Annotated in this window: 23 protein-coding genes; 12 read left to right on the top strand and 11 right to left on the bottom strand. The window is 64.6% G+C overall.

Annotation, left to right across the window (positions count from 1 at the left end):
* Position 1: 1 nt before the first annotated feature.
* The gene (locus DIC75_RS09125; RefSeq protein ID WP_250987705.1) at positions 2 to 568 is read left to right on the top strand and encodes a HemK2/MTQ2 family protein methyltransferase; all 567 of its coding nucleotides are present in this window, start codon (positions 2 to 4) and stop codon (positions 566 to 568) included.
* A 130-nt stretch (positions 569 to 698) separates the two neighbouring features.
* Here DIC75_RS09125 and DIC75_RS09120 read toward each other — a convergent pair whose 3' ends face one another.
* The gene (locus DIC75_RS09120; RefSeq protein WP_250987704.1) at positions 699 to 2,516 is read right to left on the bottom strand and encodes a C45 family peptidase; all 1,818 of its coding nucleotides are present in this window, start codon (positions 2,514 to 2,516) and stop codon (positions 699 to 701) included.
* Between the two features lie 522 nt (positions 2,517 to 3,038).
* On the opposite strand from DIC75_RS09120, the gene DIC75_RS09115 reads away from it, so the two are divergent.
* Positions 3,039 to 3,908: a S16 family serine protease gene (locus DIC75_RS09115; protein ID WP_250987703.1), complete on the top strand. Its 870-nt coding sequence runs from the start codon at positions 3,039 to 3,041 to the stop codon at positions 3,906 to 3,908.
* A gap of 151 nt (positions 3,909 to 4,059) precedes the next feature.
* The gene (locus tag DIC75_RS09110) at positions 4,060 to 4,653 is read left to right on the top strand and encodes a PsbP-related protein (RefSeq protein WP_250987702.1); all 594 of its coding nucleotides are present in this window, start codon (positions 4,060 to 4,062) and stop codon (positions 4,651 to 4,653) included.
* Between the two features lie 171 nt (positions 4,654 to 4,824).
* Here the strand turns inward: DIC75_RS09110 and DIC75_RS09105 are convergent, their stop codons facing one another.
* From DIC75_RS09105 to mutS, 3 genes are all read right to left on the bottom strand, one after another.
* Entirely contained in the window at positions 4,825 to 4,992 is a 168-nt protein-coding gene (locus DIC75_RS09105) for a hypothetical protein (RefSeq protein WP_250987701.1), read from the bottom strand.
* A gap of 183 nt (positions 4,993 to 5,175) precedes the next feature.
* The gene (mutL, locus tag DIC75_RS09100) at positions 5,176 to 6,930 is read right to left on the bottom strand and encodes a DNA mismatch repair endonuclease MutL (protein ID WP_250987700.1); all 1,755 of its coding nucleotides are present in this window, start codon (positions 6,928 to 6,930) and stop codon (positions 5,176 to 5,178) included.
* On the bottom strand, positions 6,927 to 9,548 hold the full coding sequence (mutS, locus tag DIC75_RS09095) for a DNA mismatch repair protein MutS (RefSeq protein ID WP_250987699.1): 2,622 nt from the start codon (positions 9,546 to 9,548) through the stop codon (positions 6,927 to 6,929). Before mutS ends, mutL begins: the two co-directional genes overlap by 4 nt.
* Before the next feature lie 145 nt (positions 9,549 to 9,693).
* On the opposite strand from mutS, the gene DIC75_RS09090 reads away from it, so the two are divergent.
* From DIC75_RS09090 to DIC75_RS09055, 8 genes are all read left to right on the top strand, one after another.
* On the top strand, positions 9,694 to 10,947 hold the full coding sequence (locus DIC75_RS09090; protein ID WP_250987698.1) for a 3-isopropylmalate dehydratase large subunit: 1,254 nt from the start codon (positions 9,694 to 9,696) through the stop codon (positions 10,945 to 10,947).
* A 3-nt stretch (positions 10,948 to 10,950) separates the two neighbouring features.
* Entirely contained in the window at positions 10,951 to 11,442 is a 492-nt protein-coding gene (locus DIC75_RS09085) for a 3-isopropylmalate dehydratase small subunit (protein WP_250987697.1), read from the top strand.
* Positions 11,427 to 12,548, top strand: coding sequence for an isocitrate/isopropylmalate dehydrogenase family protein (locus DIC75_RS09080; protein WP_250987696.1), 1,122 nt, complete (start codon positions 11,427 to 11,429; stop codon positions 12,546 to 12,548). Before DIC75_RS09085 ends, DIC75_RS09080 begins: the two co-directional genes overlap by 16 nt.
* A 60-nt stretch (positions 12,549 to 12,608) precedes the next feature.
* Positions 12,609 to 13,775, top strand: a complete 1,167-nt coding sequence (locus DIC75_RS09075) for a nitrogenase component 1 (RefSeq protein ID WP_250987695.1) — start codon at positions 12,609 to 12,611, stop codon at positions 13,773 to 13,775.
* An 89-nt stretch (positions 13,776 to 13,864) separates the two neighbouring features.
* Positions 13,865 to 14,233 (top strand): tautomerase family protein, encoded by a 369-nt coding sequence (locus DIC75_RS09070; protein ID WP_250987694.1) that lies wholly within the window; start codon positions 13,865 to 13,867, stop codon positions 14,231 to 14,233.
* A 104-nt stretch (positions 14,234 to 14,337) separates the two neighbouring features.
* Positions 14,338 to 14,544 carry a hypothetical protein gene (locus tag DIC75_RS09065; RefSeq protein ID WP_250987693.1) on the top strand — a complete coding sequence of 69 codons (207 nt, stop codon included), beginning with the start codon at positions 14,338 to 14,340 and terminating at the stop codon, positions 14,542 to 14,544.
* Between the two features lie 82 nt (positions 14,545 to 14,626).
* Entirely contained in the window at positions 14,627 to 15,106 is a 480-nt protein-coding gene (locus DIC75_RS09060; RefSeq protein WP_250987692.1) for a GNAT family N-acetyltransferase, read from the top strand.
* 15 nt (positions 15,107 to 15,121) lie between these two features.
* A complete protein-coding gene (locus DIC75_RS09055; protein WP_250987691.1) occupies positions 15,122 to 15,706 on the top strand; it encodes a PH domain-containing protein in 585 nt (194 codons plus the stop codon).
* 38 nt (positions 15,707 to 15,744) lie between these two features.
* On the opposite strand, the gene DIC75_RS09050 is transcribed toward DIC75_RS09055, so the two are convergent.
* The 3 genes from DIC75_RS09050 to cfbC form a co-directional block, all read right to left on the bottom strand.
* Positions 15,745 to 16,218 (bottom strand): universal stress protein, encoded by a 474-nt coding sequence (locus tag DIC75_RS09050; RefSeq protein ID WP_284738433.1) that lies wholly within the window; start codon positions 16,216 to 16,218, stop codon positions 15,745 to 15,747.
* 69 nt (positions 16,219 to 16,287) lie between these two features.
* Entirely contained in the window at positions 16,288 to 17,367 is a 1,080-nt protein-coding gene (locus DIC75_RS09045) for a nitrogenase component 1 (RefSeq protein WP_284738432.1), read from the bottom strand.
* Complete coding sequence (gene cfbC, locus DIC75_RS09040; RefSeq protein ID WP_250987688.1) at positions 17,327 to 18,145, bottom strand: Ni-sirohydrochlorin a,c-diamide reductive cyclase ATP-dependent reductase subunit; 819 nt, start codon at positions 18,143 to 18,145, stop codon at positions 17,327 to 17,329. The genes DIC75_RS09045 and cfbC overlap by 41 nt, the downstream gene beginning before the upstream one ends.
* A gap of 225 nt (positions 18,146 to 18,370) precedes the next feature.
* Here cfbC and DIC75_RS09035 point away from each other — a divergent pair, with 225 nt between their 5' ends.
* Entirely contained in the window at positions 18,371 to 18,991 is a 621-nt protein-coding gene (locus DIC75_RS09035) for a hypothetical protein (RefSeq protein ID WP_250987687.1), read from the top strand.
* Between the two features lie 787 nt (positions 18,992 to 19,778).
* Here DIC75_RS09035 and DIC75_RS09030 read toward each other — a convergent pair.
* The 4 genes from DIC75_RS09030 to nfi all read right to left on the bottom strand — a co-directional run bounded on the left by DIC75_RS09030 (position 19,779) and on the right by nfi (position 24,525).
* Complete coding sequence (locus DIC75_RS09030) at positions 19,779 to 21,236, bottom strand: TrkH family potassium uptake protein (RefSeq protein ID WP_250987686.1); 1,458 nt, start codon at positions 21,234 to 21,236, stop codon at positions 19,779 to 19,781.
* A gap of 80 nt (positions 21,237 to 21,316) precedes the next feature.
* Positions 21,317 to 22,342, bottom strand: a complete 1,026-nt coding sequence (locus DIC75_RS09025; RefSeq protein ID WP_250987685.1) for a phosphoribulokinase — start codon at positions 22,340 to 22,342, stop codon at positions 21,317 to 21,319.
* 101 nt (positions 22,343 to 22,443) lie between these two features.
* A complete protein-coding gene (locus tag DIC75_RS09020) occupies positions 22,444 to 23,634 on the bottom strand; it encodes an FprA family A-type flavoprotein (RefSeq protein WP_250987684.1) in 1,191 nt (396 codons plus the stop codon).
* Positions 23,635 to 23,790: 156 nt separating this feature from the next.
* The gene (gene nfi, locus DIC75_RS09015; RefSeq protein ID WP_250987683.1) at positions 23,791 to 24,525 is read right to left on the bottom strand and encodes a deoxyribonuclease V; all 735 of its coding nucleotides are present in this window, start codon (positions 24,523 to 24,525) and stop codon (positions 23,791 to 23,793) included.
* Between the last annotated feature and the right edge of the window lie 12 nt (positions 24,526 to 24,537).

Below are 24,537 nucleotides of genomic sequence, written 5' to 3'. Positions count from 1 at the left end.
GATGCTCCCCGACCAGGTCTATTCTCCCGCCGAGGACTCCGAACTCCTCCTCCGGGCGGCGCTTGCCGAGGTCCGGCCGGCCGACCGGGTGCTCGAGGTCGGGATCGGGAGCGGCTACGTCGCGGCCGGACTTCCTGGCCGGGCGGCGTCGGTGGTCGCGACCGACATCAACCCCCACGCCGTCGCGTGCGCCCGCGCCCGCGGGGTGGAAGCGGTCCGGACGGACCTCTTCGCGGGGCTTTGTGGCCCGTTCGATCTCATCCTCTTCAACCCGCCCTACCTCCCGACGCTCCCCGAGGAGCGGCTTGACGACTGGCTTGAGTACGCCCTCGACGGCGGGCCGACGGGGCGGGCGACGATCGAGCGATTCGTCGCGGATATCGGCCGGGTGCTTTCGCCGTTCGGGCGGGTCCTGCTCCTGGTCTCGTCGCTGACCGGGCCCGACGAGGTCCGGGAACTTTTTGCCCGCCAGGGGTTCGTCTCGTTCGTCGTCGACGAGGAGGCGCTCGAAGACGAGACCCTCTACGTCCTCCGGGCGATGTGGGACCTCTGCCGGATGGGGGCGTGATTTTCCGGGTAGCAGGTTCGAGTGTCGCACGGCGCCGCCTGTCGTCTGGATTTTCGGCCGGAAAATAGTCCGCAAAACGGCATGTGCGGTTTTCTTGCGTGTTTTGATGAAAAAGAGCGGCGAGTCTCCCTCACGCCGGGGAGGGTCGCTCGAAAACCTCGTCGAACTCAAAGTGCGCGAACTCCGCGAACGGTGCATCTAAAATCCCCGCCGCGAGGTCCTCCTTTGCAATGGCGAACGCACCCGCATCCGGGTACGCGATGAAGGTGTACTCGGTGGTGCCCCGGTACTCCTCCGAGACGGACGCCGACTGCATGAGCGCGATCATCTCGGGCGTGCCGATGGTCTTTCCTTCCTCCCGGTAGCCGTCGAGAACGGCGAGCATGTTCCGGTAGCGGTAGTCAGTGTCCCTGACCCCGGCGTGGCAGCCGTCCACCCGCTCGACCGCAGGGGGATAGGCGCCCCGGTAGAGGTAGTAGTTGTTCGCGATGAGCAGGCAGTCGTCCGGTTCGACGACGCCCGGTCCTCGCACCGCGCCGCCGTAGGAGTCCGTCTCGAAGGCCGCCGGGACGCTTCCCGTCCCGTTCCCGTAGGGTGCCGAGACCCCCGCGTTGTTTCCGCCGGTCCTGGTCCCGTTCGCCTTCTCCCAGTAGGCCCACGCCCCGGCAACGTCGCTCTCGCTCCTGAGCGTATCCATGTAGAGGAAGGTGGTGGGCGTGAGGTTGGTCGCGTTCCAGTCAGGGATCGACGGCGACGAGTGGGGCACGAGCACAAGGCCGTCCTCGTTCATGCCGTTGAACGTCCCGATGAACCCGGGCCAGTCTATCCCGACCGTGCGTTTCGCGCCCGGACCCGGGTCGGTCGCGATGACGAGCAGGCCGTTCACCGTGACCTTCCGCAGGTCGTTCTCGCCGTCCATGTTCTTGCCGTGGATCAACCCGCCGGCAAGCTCGTCGTTCTCCGTCAGGTTGCCCCAGGCGATCGCGCTCGTGCAGAGGTGCGGCGAGACGCCGGCGTCGCCGGTCACGGTGCGGTTGATGCCGAGATCGCCCATGTAGAGGCCGTAGAGTTTGTAGTAGAGCATGAAGTCGTAGGTGTTCTCCGCGAGGAGGTCGTAGCGGGTGATGTTCCGCGAGACCGGCGGGAGGTAGAGATCCGTGCCGCCTGCGGTCATCCCGGCGAGCATGGCGTCGAGTTCGGCCATGTACGTCGGGTTTGCCGGTGCCATGTGCTCCCTGATGTAGGGGATGAAGAGGTCCTCGTAGTCGGCGGGCGACTGCATGAACGACTCGATCAGGACGTAGTCGATCCAGTCCCGGATCTGCGGGCCGCAGAGGTAGCCGTAGGCATGCGCCCGCTCCTCCGGCGTTCCCCATACCTGGAGAACGTGGCAGCCTTTCTGGACCGTGAGCCTTCCGCCGCCGCTGCCGACGGCGATCTCCCGATCATCGTCGGGGTAGGGCGCCGGGGCGACGAGGGTTACATCGATCCCGGTCGCGGCACTTCCGGGCGTAACGGCGACTCCGACGGGGGTAAGGTGCGACGGCGTGCAGTACCACCCGGTCGGGTCGCGGTAATCGAGGTGGTCGATCCGGCCGTTGTCATCCGTATCCGCCCAGGCGTAGATGGTGTAGTTGCCCGGGGGAAGTCCGGAGATGACGTAATCGCCCGGCGCATCGAGCGCGGCAAAACCGCTGACGTATTGCGAGCGTTCGGGATGCTCCCCGGTCTCCATAACCCTGATATCCGATGCCGTATACGCCGCGGCGTCGATCGCCGCAACGTAGATTGTTCCTCCCGCGTAATCCCCCACCACGTTCCCGGAGATGGAATCACCATCTGCCGAGGCGGTGTTCGTGCAGCCTGCAGCGGCGATGAGGAGGATCGTCACGCCGAGGACGCACGCGGGCAGGTAAACGCGCAGGAGGCGCTCTGGTACCTGGTTCATTACTTTTTCTTCCGGCAGAGGAGGATAAAATCGTATTGAAGTGTTCCTGTGTGCGCTACGGAGCGAAGCGTGAGAATCCTGGTGAAATTTGCCGGCTATCGGCTTTTTAGGTCCGGAATGGTTCAAGAGTGAGGGGGCGGAGCGTGATGACCTGCAGACCCTGCTGGGACGGCCCGTTGCAGAAGGTACGATGACGGGTGAAGGCGGTCAAAAAGCCGGAGCCCTGACCCGGATCTGCGAGTTGAGGGGCGGCGTCCGGAGGGTAACGATGAGGGCCCGGAACACTGCACCGGCACTGCCGGGGAGCAGTGTTTGCCCCGGCTCTAACGAGCCGTCGCACCTATGGTGCTCAAGCTCCTGCCGCTCGCGATGCTCGCGCCAGTCACCAGTCGCACCTCGCACCTCCGGTGCTCGAACTCCGTTCCTGATGGAACATCGTTCTTCGGTGCTCGAGCTCCGGTTCTAGCGAACCGTCGCTCAGCGGAAAGGTATATATCCGGATGAGTGATATTCGGGCAGCGTATGCGCATACGGGAGAAGACCCTGACGATTCTGCTCGTTCTATCGCTTGTTGCGAACGTCTTCCTCCTGGCCGTCGTCCTCGTGCCGGCGGACGACCTCTCCCCGGCGCTCTCCAAACCGGAGGAGACCGATACCCTCCCGACTGCGACACTGACCCCTCTCCCGCCCGGAAGAGGGCCGGCGAACGGGAGTGCTGCCTCGATGCAGGTGCCGGTCATTCTTCAGAAGATCGAGGTCGACCGGGGCGGCCCGTTCCTCTACGAGGAGGTGATCGAGGAGGGGGCGATGGTGAACGTCTCGGTCGAGGTCGTGCCCGGCAAGGGGAGGGTGCTCATCCAGACGACACCCCTGATGGGGATAGTCTTTCAGGACGCCGCGAACCTTGCGGTCGTTGTCGCCGCCAACCACTCCCGCGTGAACCTTGCGGAGAGCGATATCATCTTCAGCATCCAGGGCCCGGAAGAGGTCTCCGAGATCGACGGCCCCAGCGCCGGGGCGTTGATGGCCACGCTCCTCCTCTCGGTGCTGGAGGACTTCCCGCTCAACGAGAGCGTGACCGTGACCGGGACCATCGATGAGAACGGGAAGATCGGCCCGGTCGGCGGAATCCTCGAGAAGGCCGAGGCCGCCGCGGTGAGCGGGAAGACGCTCCTGATCCTCTCGGACGAGAACGACCAGATGATCGAGTACCGGGAGGAGGACCGTTCGTTCGGCGGACTGAGGATAGCGAGGCAACGGCCGGTCGTCATGGATACGAAAGAGTACATCGAGGAGAACCTCGGCATCCGGGTGAAGTACGTGGATACCCTCGACGACCTGATCGCCGACGTCCGTGCTCCCGCGGCGGCTTCGGTCGTCGGGGTTTCCTGATGGCAGCCGCCAAAACGCAGGCGAAGAGGTCTTCTCCCTCTCCGGGAACATGCCGCCCCGACACGCCCGCCGATCGAAGGAATGATCGCGGCCGTCACCAGAACCCGACTGAAGAGTATTTATCCTTGTCCGGGCCACGTAACCGGATAGCATGAAATCACAGAGACTGCTGATCATCGGTGTTCTTGTGGCTGCTCTGGCCGTTGTCCTGGCGGTTCTGCTGCCGGGACTCTTCTCGCCGCAGTCGCCTGAGCCCGGCCCGACCCCTGTCCCGACCCCGACGCCGGCGCCTGTTCCCGGGAACGGCACCTATATCAACGCCACCTACGGCTATGCCGTCACCTGCCCGGAGGGATGGTTCTACACCGAGTCGGGCGAGAGCGTATGGTTCTCCTCGCCGGATAAGCACGAGGAGGTCCGCGTGAACACGAACCCGCTCCCGGGCCAGGGAACCGCCGATGCGGAGAAGGTTCTCGAGGCGCTGAACGCGACCTACACAGAGGATCTCAAGGCCGATATCGGGGCCGAATGGGTCTCCACGGAGAAGACTTCTCTCGACGGCATCCCGGCGTACGAGTCGGTCTACTCCGTCCCCATCGTCGACGAGGACCGGTACACTTTCGTCATCCGTTATGCCGTCAGGGACAACGCCGTCTACTCGGTCATGCACACGGTGTTCCCTCCGGAGTACGATGCTTACAACGTCGATGCGGCTCCGACGGCGGAGTCGTTCCGGTTTCTCTGACCCCTTTTTCCGGGCCATGCCCCCGTCCGGACTCCCGGTGATACTCCTGGAACCGCCCGGGCCATGAGGGCAGCACACGGTGGAGACGGTGTTCTCAAAAAAAGGTGGCGGGTGATATGAGATTACTGAGAGGTGATCCGTTCGGCAGGACGTTTGGGGGGACGTTCCCCGTCACCTGATGATCTCTTCCAGCGGGATATCGGGGATATCCGAAGGGAGGGTCGCTTCGGGAGAGATATCGAAGTAGGGTTCGATGACTGAGTCGTTCTCACAGTCATGATACTGCTTCCCCCTGCTCCTGGTCATCATCCAGAGGCGAATCTGCTGGAGTAGTGTCACATGATTCAATCCTTTCGTCTGCAGCGGGTCAGTCCCGCTGTGACATATAGCCGTTCTGATCTCCTGAGAATAAAGCCATTGTCATACGGGCTTTTGCCCTTAAAGCCAATTATTCTCGACTAATCTCAAAAAAGGCTGGTTATATGCGATAGTTCCCTGCGGGGTATCCCCGGGCCGCCCACCCTACCCCCGCCGGAACATCCCGTCGAGTTTCCTCTTATCGAACGCCACCACCGTCGGCCTCCCGTGCGGGCACGTCCAGGGGGTCTTCGTCCGGGCGAGCTGTGCGAGGAGGCGTTTCTGCTGGTCGTGCGTGAGAAGGGCGCCGGCCTTCACCGCACCCCTGCAGGCGACGATGCAGGTGACCGCCTCCCGCCGGTCGGGGACGGTGCGGGACGCGTCGGCGAGGAGGTCGGCGATCGTCTCCCTGACCGTCCCGGGGTCTTCGACCGCGCCGAGGGCCGCGGGCACCGCCCGGACGGCGAAGGTATCCCGGCCGAACTCCTCCACCACGAACCCCCCGTCGGCAAGGAGCGGCATCGCGTCCCGGAGCGCGGCCGACTCCTTTGGACGGAGCGAGAGGACGACGGGCATGATCAGTTCCTGCGACCCGGCTTTTGCATCGCGCTGCTCCACGACCTGGTCGTAGAGGATCCGCTCATGGGCCGCGTGCTGGTCAACGAGGTAGAGGGTGCCGTCGGCCCCCTCCGCCACGATGTAGGTCGCCGCCACCTGCCCGATCGGCTCCATGGCCGGGAGGAGGTTCTCTCCCCCCTCCGTCTCCGTCCGGCGGAGCTGCTTGTCGGAGAGGGCGAGTTCGCGGTGCCCCGCGGTGTAGGACGCTCCGGGCTCGCCGGCCGCCGGTGCCGGCTCCGGTCCGGGCTCCCGCGGGACGATCTGCTGCTGCACCGGCTCGGCCGGTATGTCTCCGACGAGGTCGTGCCCGGCAAGCGCCTCCTCGACGGCGGCCGCAACCGCCGGGAGGATCTCGCGCTCCCGGGAGAGGCGGACCTCCCTTTTCGTCGGGTGAACGTTGACGTCCACGAGATCGGTGTCGATCGAGAGGTCGAGGAACGCCACCGGGTAACGGTCCTTCGGGAGGAGGGTGCCGTAGCCCTCCCTGACGGCGGCGGCGATCTGGCGGGAGGCGATGCTCCTGCCATTGATGCTGATGACCACCTGCGACGGGTTCCCCCTGCTCTCCGACGGCCGGGAGACGTAGCCGCCGATACGGAGGAAGAGGAGCCCTCCTTCGACCGGGACGAGCGACCGGGCGAGTTCGGCGCCGTAGAGGCCTGCGATGGTGTTCAGGAGCCCCCCCGACCGCTGGGTCGCCATCCGCTCCTTCCCGTTGTGCACCACCCGGAAGGCGACCTCGCCGTGCGCGAGGGCCAGGTTCTCCACGACCGCGTAGATGTGGGCGAGCTCGGTGTTCCTGCTTTTGAGGAACTTCCGGCGGGCGGGGGTGTTGTAGAAGAGGCGCTCCACGACGACCGTCGTCCCCTCAGGCGCCCCCACCTCGCTCTTCTCGATGATCTCCCCTCCCCGGATGACTACTCTCGTTCCGGCGAGCGCCCCGGCTCCCCCGGGACGGGTGATCAGGGTCACCTCCGCGACGGCGGCGATGCTCGCGAGCGCCTCCCCCCGGAACCCCAGGGTGCGGATGGCACAGAGATCGGCGATATCCCGGATCTTGCTCGTCGCGTGGGGATGGAACGCAAGGGCCGCCTCTTCCGGTGTCATGCCCTCGCCGTTGTCGGTCACCCGGATCTTCGCGATCCCCCCCATGTCCGAGGAGACGTCGATAAGGATGCTCGTCGACCCCGCATCGATCGCGTTCTCCAGGAGTTCCTTCACCACCGATGCGGGCCGCTCCACGACCTCGCCGGCGGCGATCTGGTTCACGGTATCGGGGTCGAGGACCCGTATCTTCGTCACCGTTCTCCTTCCTCCCCGTTCGCAAGCCTCTGGAGCCGGCAGAGGGTGGTCAGGGCTTCGATCGGCGTCATCTCGTCCGGGTTCAGTCTCTTGAGTTCCCTGACCGCCGGGTTCTCCTCCGCGACCCCCTCGCCGTGGTCGACGAGGAGCATCTGGGTGTAGCGGGGAGCCCGCGGTCCGCCCGAGAACTCCCGCGTTGATGCCTCCTTTAAGAGTTCCATTGCCCGGTCGGTCACCTTCTTCGGGATCCCGGCAAGGTGCGCCACGTGGACGCCGTAACTTCTGTCGGTCGCGCCGGGGATGATCTTACGGAGGAAGACGACGTCGCTCCCGGTATCTTTCACGGCGAAGTGGAAGTTCTTCACCCGTTTGAGCGATCCTTCAAGGTCGATCAGGTCGTGGAAGTGGGTCGCAAAGAGGGTCCGGGGGCCCGCGACCGCCCTCCCGTGCAGGAACTCCACCACCGCCCGGGCGATCGAGCACCCGTCGAGCGTGCTCGTCCCCCGTCCGATCTCGTCGAGGATCACCAGGCTTCGCGGCGTCGCGTTGTTTAAGATGTTTGCGAGTTCGAGCATCTCGACCATGAACGTGGACTGTCCGGAGGCGAGATCGTCAAACGCTCCCACCCGGGTGAAGACCCGGTCCGCGATCCCGACGGTGGCGTGCCGGGCCGGGACGAAACTCCCCATCTGGGCCATGATGCAGCAGAGCGCCACCGCCCGCATGTAGGTGGACTTGCCTGCCATGTTCGCCCCGGTGATGATCATGATCTGGTCGCCGGCGGCATCGAGGTCCGTGTCGTTCGGGACGAACGGTACGGGAAGGTGCCGCTCCACCACCGGGTGGCGCCCGTCCCGGATGATGGTCCGGCCGCTCTCCTCGATCGCCGGGCGGGTGTAGCCGTAGCGGGCGGCGACCTCGGCGAGGGCCGCGTAAACGTCGAGCAGTCCCACCGCCCGGGCGGTCGCCTGGAGACCGGGGACCTCCGCCGCGAGCGTCCGGACGAGCTCGGCGTAGATCTCCGCCTCGAGTGCCGAAAGCCGCTCCTCGGCGGTCGCGATCATCGCTTCCTTCTCCCGGAGGTCGGGTATCGTGTAGCGCTCGCCGTTCGCCGTCGTCTGCCGGCGCTCGTACTCCGGCGGCACCAGGTGCAGGTTCGGTCTCGTCACCTCGATGTAATAGCCGAAGACCCGGTTGTAGCCGATCTTGAGGGACTTTATAGAGGTCCTCTCCCGCTCCTGCTGCTGGAACTCCACGATCCAGTCCTTCCCGGACGTCGCGAGGTGCCGGAGTTCGTCGAGTTTCTCGTTGAACCTCTCGCGGATCATCCCGCCGGCCAACGCGCGTGCCGGGGGTTCGTCCACGATCGCCCGCCCGACGAGGTCCGTGACCCGGGCATGGTCGCTCATCGCGTCGAGGGCCTCGCGGACCAGGGCCGGGGCGTCGGCGTCAAAAAGCCCTTTGAGGTCCGGGATCGCTTCAAGCGAATCCCTGAGCGTCCCGAGATCCCGGGGCCCGGCGTTCCCGTAGGCGATCCTTCCCGCTATCCGCTCGATATCGGCGAAGTCGCCGAGCGCTGCGCGGAGTTCCTGCCGGTCGAGCGCGTGGTCGAAGAACCACTCCACCGCATCGAGCCTCCCCTCGATGGCCTCTTTCCCGAGCAGGGGGCCGATCAGGAACGACCGCATCGTCCGGCTCCCCATCGGGGTCTCCGTGACGTCGAGCGCGGCAAGAAGCGTGCTCCCGTCGCCAACGCCGCGGATGCCCGTTGTGATCTCCAGGTTCCGGAGGGTGATCGCGTCGAGCACCATGTTTCCTGTCGGAACCTTCGTCGCGAGCCCCGAGATGTGGGAGAGGGGCGACTGCTGGGTCTCCTGTGCGTAGCGGAGCGCCGCCCCGGCCGCGGCGATTGCCCCCGTCATCCCGGCGCACCCGTAGCCGTCGAGCGTCGCCGTCCCGAACTGCCCGCAGAGGCGCTCGCACGCCGCGTCGGGGTCGAAGGCATCGTCGCGGTAGCGGCTCACCGTCACCCCGAGGGCTTCGAGCCGGTTGGGGAGCGCGTCCGCGAGGCTCTCCGGGACGATCGCCTCAGAGGGACGGTACCTGACGACCTCCGAGACGATCTCGGCGTAGTCGCGCCCGCCGCTCCCGGAGGAGACGAAGAACTCGCCGGTGGAGACGTCGAGAAACGCGAGGCCGAAGGTCTCCTTCCGGTCGGGGGCGACCGCCATAAGGTAGTGGGCGCCGGCAGAACCGAGCATCGAGGAGTCGATCAGCGTTCCCGGGGTGATCACCCTCGTGACGTCCCGCTTCACCACGCCTTTTGCGGTTTTGGGGTCCTCAATCTGGTCGCAGATCACCACCTTGTAGCCCTTGTTCACCAGGCGGGCGATGTAGCCGTCGGCGGCGTGATGGGGGACGCCCGCGAGCGGCATCCGGTCGCCGTTCTTGTCCCTGCCCCGGGCCGTCAGGGTGATGTCGAGTTCCCGGGCCACCACGCCGGCATCCTCGCCGAAGGTCTCGTAGAAGTCCCCCATCCGGAAGAAGAGGACGGCATCGGGGTACCTGGCCTTCACTGAATAATACTGCCGCATTGCCGGGGTCGGTCCGTCGGTCATCGCTTCTCCTTATAGAATCCGCATGGAGTCACATAAGGGTAATGTCGCGGGAAATCGGCCGGAATGGGCTCTGATTCCCTGCACCACCCGGTGGGGTCCTGCCAAACTAAATACGTCCTGAGCACGTACCAGAACGCGATAGTATATGGCGGCGACGATCGCAGAGAAGATATTCTCGATGAAGTGCGGTAGATCCGTCCGCGCGGGCGACGTGGTGATGGCCCCGGTTGACGCGGCGATGATCCACGACATCACCGGCCCGCTGGCGGTCCGGGTCTTCCGGGAAATGGGTGGAGAACGCGTGTATGATCCTGAGCGGATCATCATGCTCTTCGACCACCAGGTGCCCGCCGACTCGATACCGGCTGCCGAGAACCACGTCTTCATGCGGCAGTTTGCAGAGGAGCAGGGTATCCACAACTACGACCTCCTCGAGGGCGTCTGCCACCAGGTCGTGATGGAGAAAGGACGGGCGGCGCCCGGCGAGATCATCGTCGGCACCGACTCCCACACCTGCACCTACGGCGCCGCGGGCGCGTTTGCGACCGGCATCGGCTCGACCGATATGGGATTCGCGCTGAAGTTCGGGGCGCTCTACTTCCGGGTGCCCGAGAGCATCCTCGTCGAGGTCGAGGGTGCGTTCGGCCGGAGAGTGGGGGCAAAAGACCTGATCCTCTCCCTCGCCGGCGATATCGGCGCAGACGGCGCGACCTACATGGCACTCGAGTTCACCGGCCGGGCCATGCGCGAGATGAGCATGGCGGGCCGGATGACCTGCGCGAACATGGCAATAGAGATGGGGGCGAAGGCCGGGATCGTCCAGCCCGATGCGGCCACCTGGGACTACGTCACCGCCCGGCGCGCAATCGAGCCGTTCGACCTTGCCGGTGATGCGGACGCAGGCTATCGGGAGCGGCGGCGCTACGACGTCACCGATCTTTCGCCGCAGGTCGCCGTCCCGCACAACGTCGACAACGTCGTGAACGTCACCGACGTCGCCGGGACGAAGGTCGACCAGGTCTTCATCGGCTCCTGCACCAACGGCCGCTACGAAGACCTCGCCGAGGCGGCGGAGGTGCTCGGAAACGCTGATGCGTTTGCCGACGGCGTCCGGGTGATCGTCATCCCGGCCTCGCGTACGGAGTACCTCAAATCCCTCCGTGCGGGGCTGATCGAGCGGTTCGTCGAGGCCGGAGCCCTCGTCGAGGCGCCCTGCTGCGGCCCCTGCATGGGCGGGGCGTTCGGGCTCCTCGCCCCCGGCGAGGTCTCGCTCTCGACGTCGAACCGGAACTTCCGGGGCAGGCAGGGAAGTGCGCAGGCGTCGGTCTACCTCTCCTCGCCGGCGACGGCGGCGGCAAGCGCCCTCTACGGCGAGATCACCGACCCGAGGGAGGTGTGAATCATGCGAGTCTGGAAGTTCGGCGACGATATCGATACGGATGCAATCATACCGGGCAGGTTCCTGACGATCTACGACCCGGCGGAGCTTGCGAAGCACGCGTTCGAAGGGACGCGGGACGAGTTTGCGAAAGGTGCGCGGGAGGGCGACGTCGTGGTCGCCGGCAGTAACTTCGGGTGCGGCTCCTCCCGCGAGCACGCGCCGCTTGCCCTCCTCGGGGCCGGGATCCATGTCGTGGTCGCGAAGTCCTTTGCGCGGATCTTCTACCGGAACGCCGTCAACACCGGGCTCCTGCCGCTGGTCTGCCCGGAGACGGACAGCATCCGGGATGGCGACGCCGTCTCGGTGGATATCGCCGCCGGCTTCATCGAGGTGAACGGGAGACGGTTCGCCGTCGAGCCGGTGCCGGGGTTCCTGAAGAAGATCGTGGATGCCGGCGGCCTCGTGACCTACGCGAAGAACCTGGATAGGGTGGAGACATGCAACACAGAGTAGCGGCCGTCGGCGGGGACGGCATCGGTCCCGAGATCGTTGCTGTGGGCAAAGAGGTCCTCGACGCCGCAGGAGAGCGCTTCGGGTTCGATATCGCGTGGACCGACTTCGATATCGGGGCCGACCGCTACCTCGCGACCGGCGAACTCCTCACCGAGGAGGATATCCGCGAACTCTCGAAGTTTCCGGCAATCTACTTCGGGGCGATCGGCGATGAGCGGGTGAAGCCGGGGATCCTCGAGAAAGGCATCCTGCTTGCGATCCGGTTCCACTTCGACCAGTTCATCAACCTCCGGCCGATCAAACTTCTCGACGGCGTCGCGACACCGCTCGCGAATAAGAAGCCGGAGGATATCGACTTCATCGTCGTCCGGGAGAACACCGAGGACTTCTACGTCGGGATCGGCTCCCGGTTCGCCGGGAAGCGCGAGAAAAAGACCCTCGAGGTCGTCCGCGACATCTACAACGTCAAATTCGGGCTGGACGTCGAGACCGACGCCGACGAACTCGCCTACCAGATCGGCGTGATCACCCGGCCGGGTGCGGAGCGGGCGATCCGCTACGCCTTCGACCTCGCCGTGACGAGGGAGGGGAAGGTCACGTCGGTCGACAAGGCAAACGTCCTCTCCGACGTCTACGGCCTCTGGCGTGACGTCTTTTCCGAAGTCGCCGCCGGGTACCCGGACGTTAAGACCGAGTTCAACTTCGTCGACGCCGTCACGATGTGGTTCGTCAAGAACCCCGAGTGGTTCGACGTCGTCGTCACCCCGAACATGTTCGGCGACATCATCACCGACCTCGGCGCCATGATCCAGGGCGGGCTCGGTCTCGCCCCCGGCGGGAACATCAACCCCGCGGGAACCTCGATGTTCGAGCCGATCCACGGCTCTGCGCCGAAGTACCGCGGCCAGGACGTCGCAAACCCGCTCGCCACCGTCTGGGCGGGCTCGATGCTTCTCGACCACCTCGGCGAGCACGAGGCGGCGGCAGCGGTTCTCGGGGCGATCGAGCAAAGCATCCTCGACGGATACGTTACCCGGGATATGGGCGGCGCAAAGAAGACGAGCGAGGTCGGGCGCTACCTCGCGTCGCTTGTCCGCACGGTGTAGGACTGCCGCCCCCTCTTCCCCGTCTTTTATATCCCCGCACCGCCATGATCTTGTAGACCGATGCAAAACAACCAGCGTACGCCGTGCGAAAATCCCCTCTGGCCCTGTGCGATGACCGGGGCGGTCGCCTGTCTTTCGGGGTTCGAGGACCTCGCCGTCGTCGTCCACGGTTCGAGCGGGTGCTACTTCTACCCCGCATCGCTCGTCGGGGTCCCCATACACGGGACGTTCCTCGTCGAGAATGAGATCATCTTCGGCACGGAGTCCCGTCTCGCTGAGGTGATCCGGGAGTTGGACGGCCGCTACGCCCGGATAGCCGTGGTCAACACCTGCGTGCCCGCGATCATGGGGGAGGATATCGGCGACCTTGCCGGCGACGGGCAGATCCTCGTCGTCGACAGCCCCGGGTTCCTCGGGGACCTCGAGGCCGGGTACCGCCGTGCGCTCGATACGATCGCGCCGGAAGTGGACCCCCATGCCGCCGGCGTCAACATCGACGGCATCTGCCGCACCGACCCCTTCTGCCGGGGGAACGCCATCGAGGCGCGGCGCCTGCTCAACCTGGGCGGCGCTGCAGTCGCCGCCACCTTCTGCCTGGACCGCTACGCCGCGACCCGCCGGGCGGCGCCGTTCACCGTCGGGACGAACCCGGACCTTGCGAGCGGCGTCGGGACCTGGTATGGCTCGCTCCTCGGCCTCGATGCCGTCGGCGAGACCTTCGAGCGGCTTGCAGCCTCAGTCGACGGCGTCGATTCCCGGCCCGTCGCAGAGGAGATCGCGTGGGCCGATGCCCGGCTCAGGAAGGCCTGCGAGAAGTACCTCAGGAAGTTCGACCCGCCCCGGGTGGCGATCGCTGCCGGAGACGCGTACGCCGCGTTTGCCGCCGACCTCCTCGACCGGTATCTCGGTGCCGATATCGCCTGCGTCGCCGTCCGGAACGGTCCCGGTACAGGGAACGATGCATTCATCCATACAACCGATTTCTCGACCATCCGGGAGATGATCCGGGACGCCGAACCCGACCTGATCCTCGGTTCCTCCTACGAACGGGCGATCGCTCCGGGCGCCGCATTCGTTGGGCTGACGCCGCCGCTCCGGGGCAGGTTCCTCCTCTCATCCCGGGCGCTGATCGGGATCGAAGGGGCGCTCCGGCTGATGGACGGGGTGCTCAACGCCTGCGCGAACAGGAACCGGCGCCCGGAGAGCGAGGGTACGGACCGCTTCTAGGAAACCGTTAATACCCCCGGTGCCGGAACACTCATGCAGGAGAACGGGGATTCGCCCGGATCCCCGGCTGCCGCTGGAGAGATGTCTGCATGCCGCTTGTAAAGATCGAGATCCGCACCGGAAAGCCTGTTGCTTACCGGCAATTGCTTATCGAAAGTCTCCGTGAGGCTTTTGTAGACACCCTGCAGACCCCGGAGGCCGCCCTCTGGATCCGGCTCTGCGAGCGAAAAGAGGAGAACTTCCCGATGCCCCCCGGCCGTTCCGGCGACGCAGTCCTCATCGAGGTCTCGCTCATGCCGGGGCGCAGCGCCGAGAAGAAAGAGGCACTCTACCGTGCGATCGTGGAGCAGCTCGCCCGAAATGCCGGAGTTCATCCCGAAGACGTCTGTATCGTCCTCTACGAGCCGCCGGTCGAGAACTGGGCCGAACACGGCGAAGCGTTCGCGTCCTCCCCGTAACCCCGCGGGACGGGGCCCACCTGCCATAAGGTATTTAAGGGCCGGCAGATATCGAGGTGCCGATCTCGCCCGTATAGACGAGGTCGGTATAAGGGGGTTATGACATGACACATTACGGCGGATACGGCGCCCACGGTATGCTCCTTGAGAAGATGCGCGATCTCCTCGACGAGGACCAGATGCGGCAGCTGACAATACGGATGATCGAGTCCCGCATCAAGATGAAGCAGCAGCACATCGAGATGATGCAGTACAAGATCGAGACCTACAAGATGGCGCGCGACATGCTTGAGAAAGGCCTGAAGAAGTGAGCCTGTACGTCCTCGTATGCACCGGGGCGTGGGGCCCCGGGGCTGCTGCCTCTTTTTTACCCTCCATGACGAATACACTGGTATGGACCCGATGATCAGGGGATACCGCGACGAGGATTATCCGGCAGTCTGTGCCCTCGAGCGGGAGAACAGCCCTGAAGGCTGCAAGCCCGAGGTCTTCATCCGGCAGGCCGGCGTCCTCTTCGCCGATACCTTCCTTGTTGCGGAATGCGGCGGGAAGGTCGTCGGCTACACCATCGGGGCTCTCGTGCAGCACCGGCCGGCCACGGGCTGGATCGTCCGGCTGGTGGTGGCGGAGCGCTACCGGCGCCGCGGGCTCGGGGGGAACCTCGTTGCCGCCGTCACCGGCAGCCTCCGGGAGCGGGGAGCGGGGGAAGTCTGCCTCTCGGTCGCGCCGGGAAACCACGGCGCCCGGGGGCTCTACGAGAGGCACGGTTTTCGGGAGACGGACTTCTGCCCGGCCTACTTCGGCGAGGGAGGCGATCGCCACATCCTCAGGAGGGACCTCGCCGGCCGGGAAGGCTTAATCAATCCGGATTGAGATTAGTGTACTAGTATGTCCCTCATCACCCTCCGCATCGGGGAGGCGTTTGGACCGGCGCCGCAGTTCCGGTCGTACCTCTACGCGTCCCTGGTCCTGGCCGTCGTCCTCTTCGTCCTGCCCTGGCTGGCTCCCGTCGTTGTCTTCAGCCCGCTGCCCGTCGCTCTCGCCGTCGCGATACCCGTCCTTGCCGTCATCGCCTTCGTCGCCTACTGGATACCCCTCTACTGCGAGAGCATCACCTACCGGCTCACCGTCACCGAGGTCACCTGGCAGCGGGGGGTCTGGTTCCGGCAGACGGGGATCGTCCCCTACAACCGGATCACGAACGTGGATATCTCCCAGGGGCCCCTTATGCGGTTCTTCTCCTTCTCGGCGGTCCGGGTGCAGACCGCCGGATACTCGGCCCAGGCGCGGGCGGAGATCGTCCTCAACGGGATAACGGATCCAAAGGACCTCCAGGAGAAGATCATGAACTTCGTACGGAGGACCGGTCCCGTCGCGACCGGGGGCGAGCCGGAAGAGCTGCCGGCTGCCGATGCGGTGGTGGAGGAACTGCGGGCGATCCGGATGTTGCTGGAGAGCAGGCGGGAGAAATAAAGGATCTTTTTCTACTGGCTGTGGGAAAAGGGAGAGAACTACTTCCCGGCGACCGCTTCACGCTTGATGACCAGGACCGGCTGGTGGGCGTTCTTGATCACGTACTCCGAGACCGTCCCGAGCAGGCGGTCGCGGATGTTCGACCGGCCGTGGGAGCCGATGACGATGAGCGAGACCCCTTCTGCGTCCGCTGCAGCCACGACCTCCTTTCCCGGGCTGCCCACGGGTGTCCGGACGGTCACCTTGACGCCCTGTCTCTCGAGCGCCCGTCGGGTATCGATGATCCGGTGCTGGATCTCTTCTCGCAACTCTTTCTGGGCCTCGGTCTCCCGGTCGGGTACGGTCCCGAGGAACCCCTGTCCTCCCGAGGCGATCAGCGTGATGTCCTTTGAGTCGATGACGTGGACGAGGACCACCTCCCGGGTTCCCGCCTCCTGCAGTGCGGGGATGTAGCCCAGCACTTTCATGGAGGGCTCTGAAAAGTCCGTTGGAAACAAGATGCGTTCGAACATACTCTGGCACTCACTCCGATGTTCTCTCTCTGTGCACCGGATATTTAAGTGTACGGTCGCCGGAGCCCGTCACGCTGGCTGCCGCCTCTTCTCCCGGATAAGAACCCGCCACCGGTGCAGCATCCGCCGGAGGCCGGCGGTCCCCACGGGCGCCGGGTACGGAAGGGGGATGGCCGCCCCGTCCGGGACGACGGCGAGGTCGAGGGCTTCGGCGCATTCGGTGCAGATGGCCTCCGCGCCCGGATCGGTCTTGAGCATGGGGTGGGGAGACTGGAAGTGCACCCTGCTGCCCGCGATCCCGGCGAACCTCGCGAGCATCGCCGCCTGATAGGCGCGCTCCTCTTCGACGGCTGCCGAGGCGTCGATGCCGCAGATCCGGCCGACATCCTCAAGGAATCGGCACGTCCCCGTAAGGCCTGCCGGGAACGAGTCCACGTAGGGCGTGCCGAGCCTCCGTTTGAGGTCTTCCCCGACCGGCCGGAGCGCCGGTTCGCGGAGGATGTTCACGGCGGCAGAGCCGAGGCGTTCGATATCCCTGGTACCGATCTCCCGGACGAACCTGAGGTTGACCCCGATGCCGAGCCGGCTGAGGAGGCGTGCGATCTCGGCCGCATTCTCGTCGACGCCGTACTCCAGGTTCTTCTCGCCGACCAGGTTTGCCGAGAGGGTCGCCTCGCCTCCGGGCCGGGCGAGCGAGGCTACGGAGGAGAGGGCGTTTCTGATGCCGGTCTCAAATACCCCCCCGAGGAACCCGGCGGTCGGGACGGCGATGACCGGGATGCTCCGCTCTTTTGCGCAGACCGCCGCGACGTCGTCCCCGATCGTCTCGACGATGCAGGTCGAGAGGACGAAGACGGAAGCGGGCGTGGGCGAGAGCGAGAGCGCCCGTGTTATGGTCTTCTCCAGCGCCTCTTCCCCCCCGAAGATGATGCCGTTCTCCGTTAAGCGGGTGGAGAGGAGGCGGGGGACTTCGACCCGGCCGTTCGAGAGCAACGTGGCGTGAAGAAGGGAGAAGTTATGGTGCGTGCACCCCGCCGGACCGTGGACGATGCAGACAGCGTCCCGTACCTCCGTGAGCACCGAGAGCGCTCCGGTCAGGGTACACCCCTCAAACCTGGACGAATTCGAGGGCGAAGGTTTCGAGCTCATCCATCTCGAGGGGGGTGGGGATACTCGTCGTTTCGTTTCCGTAAATCGTGCGTGCAAGTTCCTGGTAGACCGCCGCCTGGTCCGATTCGGGGGCGTACTCGACGACCGTCTGCTTGTGCAGTTCCGCAACCTGCACGACCCGGGAGCGGGGGATGTAGGCGATGAGCCGTGAGTTGATCCGGCGTGCGAACTCCTCCACCAGGTCCCGTTCGCCCTCGATGTTCTTTGCGTTGCAGATCACGCCTCCGAGGGAGCACCTGCTCCGCACCCTGCGCGAGAGGCGGGCGATGGCTTTTGCGATGTTGTTCGCTGCGTAGACGGACATCAGTTCGCCGGAGGTGACCAGGTAGACCTCCTGCGCGTATCCCTCACGCATCGGCATCGCGAAGCCGCCGCAGACGACGTCTCCGAGGACATCGTAGACGATCACGTCGCCTTTGAGGGCCTCCAGGCGTTCGAGGAGCTGGAATGTCGCGATGATGCCCCGGCCGGCGCACCCGATCCCCGGTTCTGGGCCGCCGGCCTCCACGCAGCGCACCCCCCGGAAGCCCTCGTAGACCACGTCGTCGGCGGTGATGCTCTCGTCTCCACGCTCCCGGATGAGGTCGAGGACCGTCGGGATCCAGGTCCCGTGCATCAGCATGCGGGTGCTGTCGTGCTTCGGATCGCAGCCGATCTGCAGGATATCGAGCCCCTCTCCTGCGAGTGCTGCCGACAGGTTCGCTGCAGTGGTGGATTTCCCGATTCCCCCCTTCCCGTAGAGAGCGATCTGTTTCATTGTTTCTACTATGCGCTTGCATGGGTAATTAGGTGTCGGATGGGGTTCACATTCCTTAACTATATATGCTTTGTTGTGGTTGGATCGGTGTATCTGAGAGGTCCTTTTACTAAAGTCCTGAATTTCTTACGGCATTTTAATAATCAGGGATTTATATTCTGTTTTTTAAAATTAGAAAAGTATATATTGAACAGTTTGAAACTCTTGTCAAGCAGAGGGAAAGCGATGGACCCACGATTTCGATCACGGTTGATCGCGGCGATCATTCTCCTGATCGTCGTTTGTTCGGCCTTCTCAGTGAGCCCGGTCACCGGTTTCCGTCTGGAAAACAGGGATGGGAGCGGCACCGAAGCGGCACTTGCAGAGGCCCTGGTGCTGCAGCAGAGCACCAAGATCAGAGAAGAGTTTATGGAGAACCTCACTGTCTACATCGACAGCGGAAATGCGTTGTTCAGGCAGCGGGATGGGACCGGGAGCGTGAACGGCCTGTACGTCCCTGAGGAGAGCGCCATCTACATCCGCTCGGACAGGGACCCGGCGCGGGCCGACGAGGTCTTCGCCGAGCAGGTCGGGTACCGGGTCTACCATACCAGGGAGTTTGGAGAGAGCACGGTCTTTGCGACGCTGGCCGCAAACCCCGGGTCCTACCTGGCCGGTATCGACGCACCGCCCGGTGAGGAGAAGGAGGCGGCGCTCTTTGCCGATGCCTTCATGCTCTACCACACCACCCCGGCACTCTTAAAGAAGGATGCCCCCGAGGTCTACACCTACATGGACCTGCTTGCAAAGAGCGGCGGGGACAGGGCGACGGTGGACGACCTGTACCTGAACTACCGGCCGGAGTAACCGGCTAATCTTTTCTTTTGCGGCCCGGGAGAACCGGTTTGGTCGACTTGCCGGCGAGGTAATCCTGGAGGGATCCTTGCGAGGGACAGGGGCGTGAGCCTCCGAAGGGACGACGTTTCTCGAAGATTACATCCCGGAGCCTGCAACATCTAGGTCTCACATGCCCAACTTACCACTGTTCAGGACATGATGGACTCGTGCACGGCTTTCGAGGGGACTGCGCACCTACGGTGCTCGAGCTCCGTTCCTACCAGAACGTCGCATATCGCCACGCACTGCCCCCGCCCCGAGGTGTGGGGTGCGACGGGCCGTAGGGCCGGAGCATGAGCACCGCAGGTGCGGGTTGTGACGGGCCGTAGGGCCGGAGCATGAGCACCGCAGGTGCGGGTTGTGACGGGCCGTAGGGCCGGAGCATGAGCACCGCAGGTGCGGGTGAGGAGGCCGGAGGCCGGGCAGGGTGGGGGTTGTAGACGTCATTTTAGTGGGGTTGAGACAGGGGAGGGGGGCATGCCCCCCCTCGAAACTCTTCGAGTTTCTCATGCTCACTCCGTTCGCACCTCGCACCTAACGGTGCTCAAGCTCGCTCTCGCTCGCACCTCAAAGGCCTTCGGCCTTCTCGTGCTCCGTTCCTGTCGGAACATCGCACTCCCCGTCAGCCCCATCCCCCGTGGCGATACTCCCACAGTCCAGTATACGGGACCTAGCCAAACCAAAGGAGGCATGAGCCCACTGACCGGCCCGATCCTGGCATACAGCCGGCCCGCCCTAACCCCACCGGGAGGGCCACTCACTCGAACCGCTTGAGGACACCCATAACGAGCATGATCACCGGGATGATCTCTAGGCGCCCGATCCACATGACCATGATGAAGAGAACCTTCGCCGAATCGGCCATATCGGGTGAGACGAACCCTGTGGAGATGCCGTTGTTGCACATCGCGGAGACGACCTCGAAGATCACGTTGCTCGAGTCGAAGGGCGTCGGCTGCAGGTGCATCACCAGTATCGTGGCGACGAAGATGATCAGGAAATAGAGCATGATGGTCAGCATGTTCCGGGAGACCTCGAGGTCGGCGATGTTCTTCGGGATCACCTTACCGTCGTACTTGAAGGGCACGAGCACCTTCCCGGAGACGAACATCCGCCGGAACCACCAGAGCAGGCTCTGGAACCCGAGGACCACCCGGGAGAGTTTGATACCGCCGGCGGTGCTCCCCGACGACCCGCCGATCACCATCAGCATGGATAGAAAGAGGACGGTCACGCTCGCCCACTCGTTCGGAGAGGCGACCTGGAACCCGGTACTGGTGACCGCCGCGGCCGACATGAAGAGCGCCTGGGGGATGGCGGTGGGCAGATCGGTCGCGCTGAGCGTGATGAGGTCCCATGCGATCACGACGATCCCGAGCGCGACGAGTATGAAGAGGAGGCGTGCCTGCTGGTCGTCGAAGAACCGCACACCTTTCTGGCGGTAGAGGAGGTAGTAGATCTTGAACGGGAGGGCACCGGCGATCATGATCGGGACGATGAGGACTTCGAGGAGCGGGTTGTTGTAGAAGGGGATCCCTTCCGAGTGGACGGAGAACCCTCCGGTGGAGATCGCGACAAGGGCGATGTTCACCGCGTCCCAGAGGGGTATCCCCGAGAGGAGGACGAGGCCGATCGAGGCGGCGGTCAGCACCAGGTAAATCTTCCACATCTCAAAGCCCGTTGCGACGACGCTCGGCATCAGCGCCTCCGAGCGACCTTCCGACCGGTAGAGGCGGAACTGCGTCAGCCCGGTCCTCGAAGCCATCGCGACGGTGAAGGCGACGATCCCGATACCGCCGAGCCACTGCATCAGCGACCGCCAGAAGAGGAGCGTCCGTGGCAGGTCCTCGACCGACCGCATCATTGTCAGGCCCGTATCGGTCCACCCCGACATCGCCTCGAAGACGGCGTCGAGGTAGGAGACGCCGAGCCCGAGGCTGAACGGCAGGGCGCTCACCAGCGCGATGATCAGCCAGATCAGGGCGACGGCCATAAGGGCGGCGGACAGGGGCGCCTCACGCTCTTTCCGGGGAACCCGGACAAGAAGTGTCCCGAGGAGAAAAAGGACGACCGGGACGGAGACCATGGGCAGGATCATCTCCCACTCCCGATAGATCACCGCCACGACAAGCGGCACCGCCGTGGCGATGCTCATGTACCTGAAGATATTGCCGATATCGGGTGCGATGATCGAGAACTGCTCGATCCTATCCATTGGTACACGTTCTCCGGGCGGTCTTATTTACTTTCTCATGCACAGCCGTTCGACTCCCCGGGGCAGGAGGGCGCCCCGAATCACCTGCGGCCGCATCGGCACCCGCCTCTTTCGGCCGACGCCGCCTGCTCCCCCCCGGCCGTTTCCGGGGCGCTCTCGATGAAGATGCGCCGGTTGATGATCCGCCAGGCGAGGATGAGCTGGGCCATATCGCCGGCCGTCAGGTAAGCACCGCTCTGGACGAGATCGATGGGCTCCACCTGCGTCTGGATCTCGATGTTCCTCTCCAGTTTCCTGACAACGGCGTCGTTTAACTCTCCATCGAACGTGAGCGCCCCCATCGTCCTCCCGCCGACGTCTTCCGTCGTGAACTCGACCATGAAGTCGCGCTCGGAGAGCGAGAGGAGCCCGAAGAGGTCGATGGAGAGGTCGACGTCCCCGATGCTTCGATCAAGCTTGTTCTGGCAGAGGGTGACGTGGTAGACGTTCCTCTCCTCGCTCACCTCCCGGCCGTACTTCGAGAAGGCGATCCTGATGACCGCGTCCGCGAACAGGCACTGCGGCGCGACGTACCGCTCGAAGTCGGGCTTGCGCTCTTCCATCTCTCTCTCGACCGCGTCGGGGGAGTATCCCCGCCGTTCCACGTCGCGCTTGATCTTCCAGGCGCGTTTGACGTCGGGGTCCGGGTCCACGTAGAGCTTGAAGTCGATCAGGGTCCGCATCTTTGGGGTTATAAATGGGTGCAGCCCCTCGAGGATCAGGATCTTCGTGGGGCTGAAGGGCACCGGCGGGTCGAACCGCCCGTTGTCGTGGTTGTAGACCGGTTTGACGATCTTCCTTCCCGCTTTGAGGTCAGAGAGGTGCTCCTCCAGCAGGTCGAACCGGTTCGCCTCGGGGACGAGCGGCGTGATCCCGAGCTCTTTGCGCTCCCGGCGGTCGTATTTGTGGTAGTCGTCGATGGTGATGGTGGAGACGAGGTCCTCTCCGAAGATCTCCCTGATCGCCCGGGTGAACGTGGTCTTTCCGGTCCCGCTGTCTCCCGCCACGCCGATGATGAAGACGTAGGGCGACTCTGCAATGACTCTCTTGAAGTCGGACGGGGGCATAAGTCAGCTCGAGGATTGGTCGGTATCCTACACTGTTAAGATTTCGGTGCCGGGCGTGCGGTTCCTGCACCTGACGGCAGAACGCGAAAGAAGAAGGGATGTCAGGACGGGGCGATCCCCGCTTCCTCGTGTTTCTTTTGGATCTCGTCGGCGAGCCGGTCCAGCGCCGCGAAGTCCTCCTCCTTCGGGTAGCCCCTGACGTAGACCGGCTCGAGGAACTCGACCTTGAGCCGGCCGAGCATATCCTTCACGGTGTCGACCGTCTTCCCGCCCCAGCCGTAGGACCCGATCACCGTCGCGTACCGCGTCTTCGGGCGGAGGAGGTTTGCGAGGTACGCCGCGTAGACCGCCTGCGGGTGGGGGCCGAAGATGACCGTCGGCGACCCGATCACGACCGTCGCAGCATCCACGAGAGCCTTTGCGAGGTCGCCGATATCGGTCTTTGTGAGGTTGAACGGCTGGACCGGGATACCCCGCTGCATCAGGGCATCGACGAAGTGGTCGACCATCGCCTGCGTGCTTCCGTGCATGGAGACGAAAGGAAGCACCACCATGTTCTTCACGGCGTCGTCCGTCCAGTCCAGGTAGGCGTCGACGATGAACGCCGGCCTGTCATAGGCCGGGCCGTGGCTCGGGGCGATCACGTCGATCTCCCGCGACGCGAGTTTCGCGAGGTGCGCCTTGATGCTCGACCGGAAGGGCATCATGATCTCGGCGTAGTAACGCTTCGCGGACTCGTAGATCGCACCCTCGTCGGGGACGTAGAGGGAACTCGTCGCGTAGTGCGAGCCGAAGAGATCGCAGGAGAAGAGGATCCGGTCTTCCCGGAGGTAGGTCAGCATCGTCTCCGGCCAGTGGACCCAGGGGGCGATGATGAACTCGAACGTTCTGTCCCCGAGGTCGAGTGTATCGCCGTCGCCGATGACGACGACCCGGTCCTGCGGGATATGCAGAAGATCGACCAGGAAGTCGCGGCACTTCTGGTTCGTCACCACCTTCGCGTCGCCGAATCGGTCGAGCATCGCCGGTATCGATCCCGAATGATCCTGTTCGGCATGGTTGGAGACGATGTAGTCGATGCTCCCGACCCCGAGGCCGTCCAGGTTCCCCATGAGTTCTGCGGTCTTCGTCGGATCGACGGTATCGATCAGCGCCGTCTTCTCGCTGCCCCTCACCAGGTAACTGTTGTAGGTGGTGCCGTCGGGAAGTGGGATCAGTTCGTCGAAGAGCCGGCGGTCCCAGTCGATGGCGCCGACTGAAAAGACGCCCGGCACAATCTCACGTGCGGCCATGTCCTGCCGCCTCCATCGACCATGCTCCGGATGTTATACGGTATACGCAGGTATCCGACATGCTTCATGCTCCGTAGACTCTTAACCGTCCCGGCAGGGCCTGCCGCACCGGTCGGCAAACGTCTCTCCGGCCCGAACGGTGATAACGGTTTCGCTCTACCCCCCTCCGGAGAGGAGGGTAGTCTGTCTCCCCTCTCCGCTCCCCTCCCTCCGGACGGTGTTCGCGAAGAGGTGGGCCTGCCGGGTCGGCTCCGGGAGCCGGTATCCCCGGGAGGTCGCGAGGACGAGGTCGACCGCGGTTGAAAGAGTGATCCGGTGCCCCACCGAGACATAGACCGGTTTCGTCTTCTCTTTCGTCCGGACCGTCATCCCGATCGTCTCGCCGTCGCGAAGTATGGGGGCGGTCGATCCCATGCCGGGCCCCGGCTCCGTCGCTGTTCCCGAAAGAAGGCTCTTTGCGACCCCGACGGTGGGCCGGTCGAGCAGGATGCCCATGTGGCTCGCGATGCCGAGGCCCCGGGGGTGGGCGATCCCCTGCCCGTCGAAGAAGACGACATCCGGCTCGGACCGCAGTCTCCGGAACGCCTCGATGAGGGCGGGGCCTTCCCGGAAGGTCAGGAGGCCGGGGATGTAGGGAAACGACGTCTCCGTGCTTGCGGAGACCCGCTCGACGACGGTGAGATCCGGGTAACCAAGGGCGACGACGACCGCGTGGATCTCGTCCGAGCCCTTCTCGTAGGAGGCGTCGGCGCCGGCCACGAGGGAGATCTCCCCGATATCGCCGGATAGGCGGACCCGGGCCCGGAGCGCCTCCTGGAGGCGGATTGCTTCGGCCGGTGTCAGGTCGAACGAGTGAACATCACCGAGCTCCATGGTCGTCTCCCGTCTCACGGCGAAAAGTGT

Source organism: Methanoculleus oceani (assembly GCF_023702065.1).
Taxonomy (GTDB): Archaea; Halobacteriota; Methanomicrobia; order Methanomicrobiales; family Methanoculleaceae; genus Methanoculleus; species Methanoculleus oceani.
Note: the sequence above shows the minus strand (reverse complement) of the source record. Positions and strands in the feature narration are given on the sequence as shown.

Coding starts and splice junctions, on each gene's coding strand:
- DIC75_RS09125 (WP_250987705.1), top strand. CDS start 2: ATGCTCCCCGACCAGGTCTATTCTCCCGCCGAGGACTCCGAACTCCTC.
- DIC75_RS09035 (WP_250987687.1), top strand. CDS start 18,371: ATGGACCCACGATTTCGATCACGGTTGATCGCGGCGATCATTCTCCTG.
- DIC75_RS09115 (WP_250987703.1), top strand. CDS start 3,039: ATGCGCATACGGGAGAAGACCCTGACGATTCTGCTCGTTCTATCGCTT.
- DIC75_RS09060 (WP_250987692.1), top strand. CDS start 14,627: ATGGACCCGATGATCAGGGGATACCGCGACGAGGATTATCCGGCAGTC.
- DIC75_RS09085 (WP_250987697.1), top strand. CDS start 10,951: ATGCGAGTCTGGAAGTTCGGCGACGATATCGATACGGATGCAATCATA.
- DIC75_RS09120 (WP_250987704.1), bottom strand. CDS start 2,516: ATGAACCAGGTACCAGAGCGCCTCCTGCGCGTTTACCTGCCCGCGTGC.
- DIC75_RS09050 (WP_284738433.1), bottom strand. CDS start 16,218: ATGTTCGAACGCATCTTGTTTCCAACGGACTTTTCAGAGCCCTCCATG.
- DIC75_RS09080 (WP_250987696.1), top strand. CDS start 11,427: ATGCAACACAGAGTAGCGGCCGTCGGCGGGGACGGCATCGGTCCCGAG.
- DIC75_RS09110 (WP_250987702.1), top strand. CDS start 4,060: ATGAAATCACAGAGACTGCTGATCATCGGTGTTCTTGTGGCTGCTCTG.
- DIC75_RS09045 (WP_284738432.1), bottom strand. CDS start 17,367: ATGAGCTCGAAACCTTCGCCCTCGAATTCGTCCAGGTTTGAGGGGTGT.
- mutS (WP_250987699.1), bottom strand. CDS start 9,548: ATGACCGACGGACCGACCCCGGCAATGCGGCAGTATTATTCAGTGAAG.
- DIC75_RS09065 (WP_250987693.1), top strand. CDS start 14,338: ATGACACATTACGGCGGATACGGCGCCCACGGTATGCTCCTTGAGAAG.
- DIC75_RS09090 (WP_250987698.1), top strand. CDS start 9,694: ATGGCGGCGACGATCGCAGAGAAGATATTCTCGATGAAGTGCGGTAGA.
- DIC75_RS09030 (WP_250987686.1), bottom strand. CDS start 21,236: ATGGATAGGATCGAGCAGTTCTCGATCATCGCACCCGATATCGGCAAT.
- DIC75_RS09055 (WP_250987691.1), top strand. CDS start 15,122: ATGTCCCTCATCACCCTCCGCATCGGGGAGGCGTTTGGACCGGCGCCG.
- DIC75_RS09025 (WP_250987685.1), bottom strand. CDS start 22,342: ATGCCCCCGTCCGACTTCAAGAGAGTCATTGCAGAGTCGCCCTACGTC.
- DIC75_RS09075 (WP_250987695.1), top strand. CDS start 12,609: ATGCAAAACAACCAGCGTACGCCGTGCGAAAATCCCCTCTGGCCCTGT.
- DIC75_RS09070 (WP_250987694.1), top strand. CDS start 13,865: ATGCCGCTTGTAAAGATCGAGATCCGCACCGGAAAGCCTGTTGCTTAC.
- cfbC (WP_250987688.1), bottom strand. CDS start 18,145: ATGAAACAGATCGCTCTCTACGGGAAGGGGGGAATCGGGAAATCCACC.
- DIC75_RS09020 (WP_250987684.1), bottom strand. CDS start 23,634: ATGGCCGCACGTGAGATTGTGCCGGGCGTCTTTTCAGTCGGCGCCATC.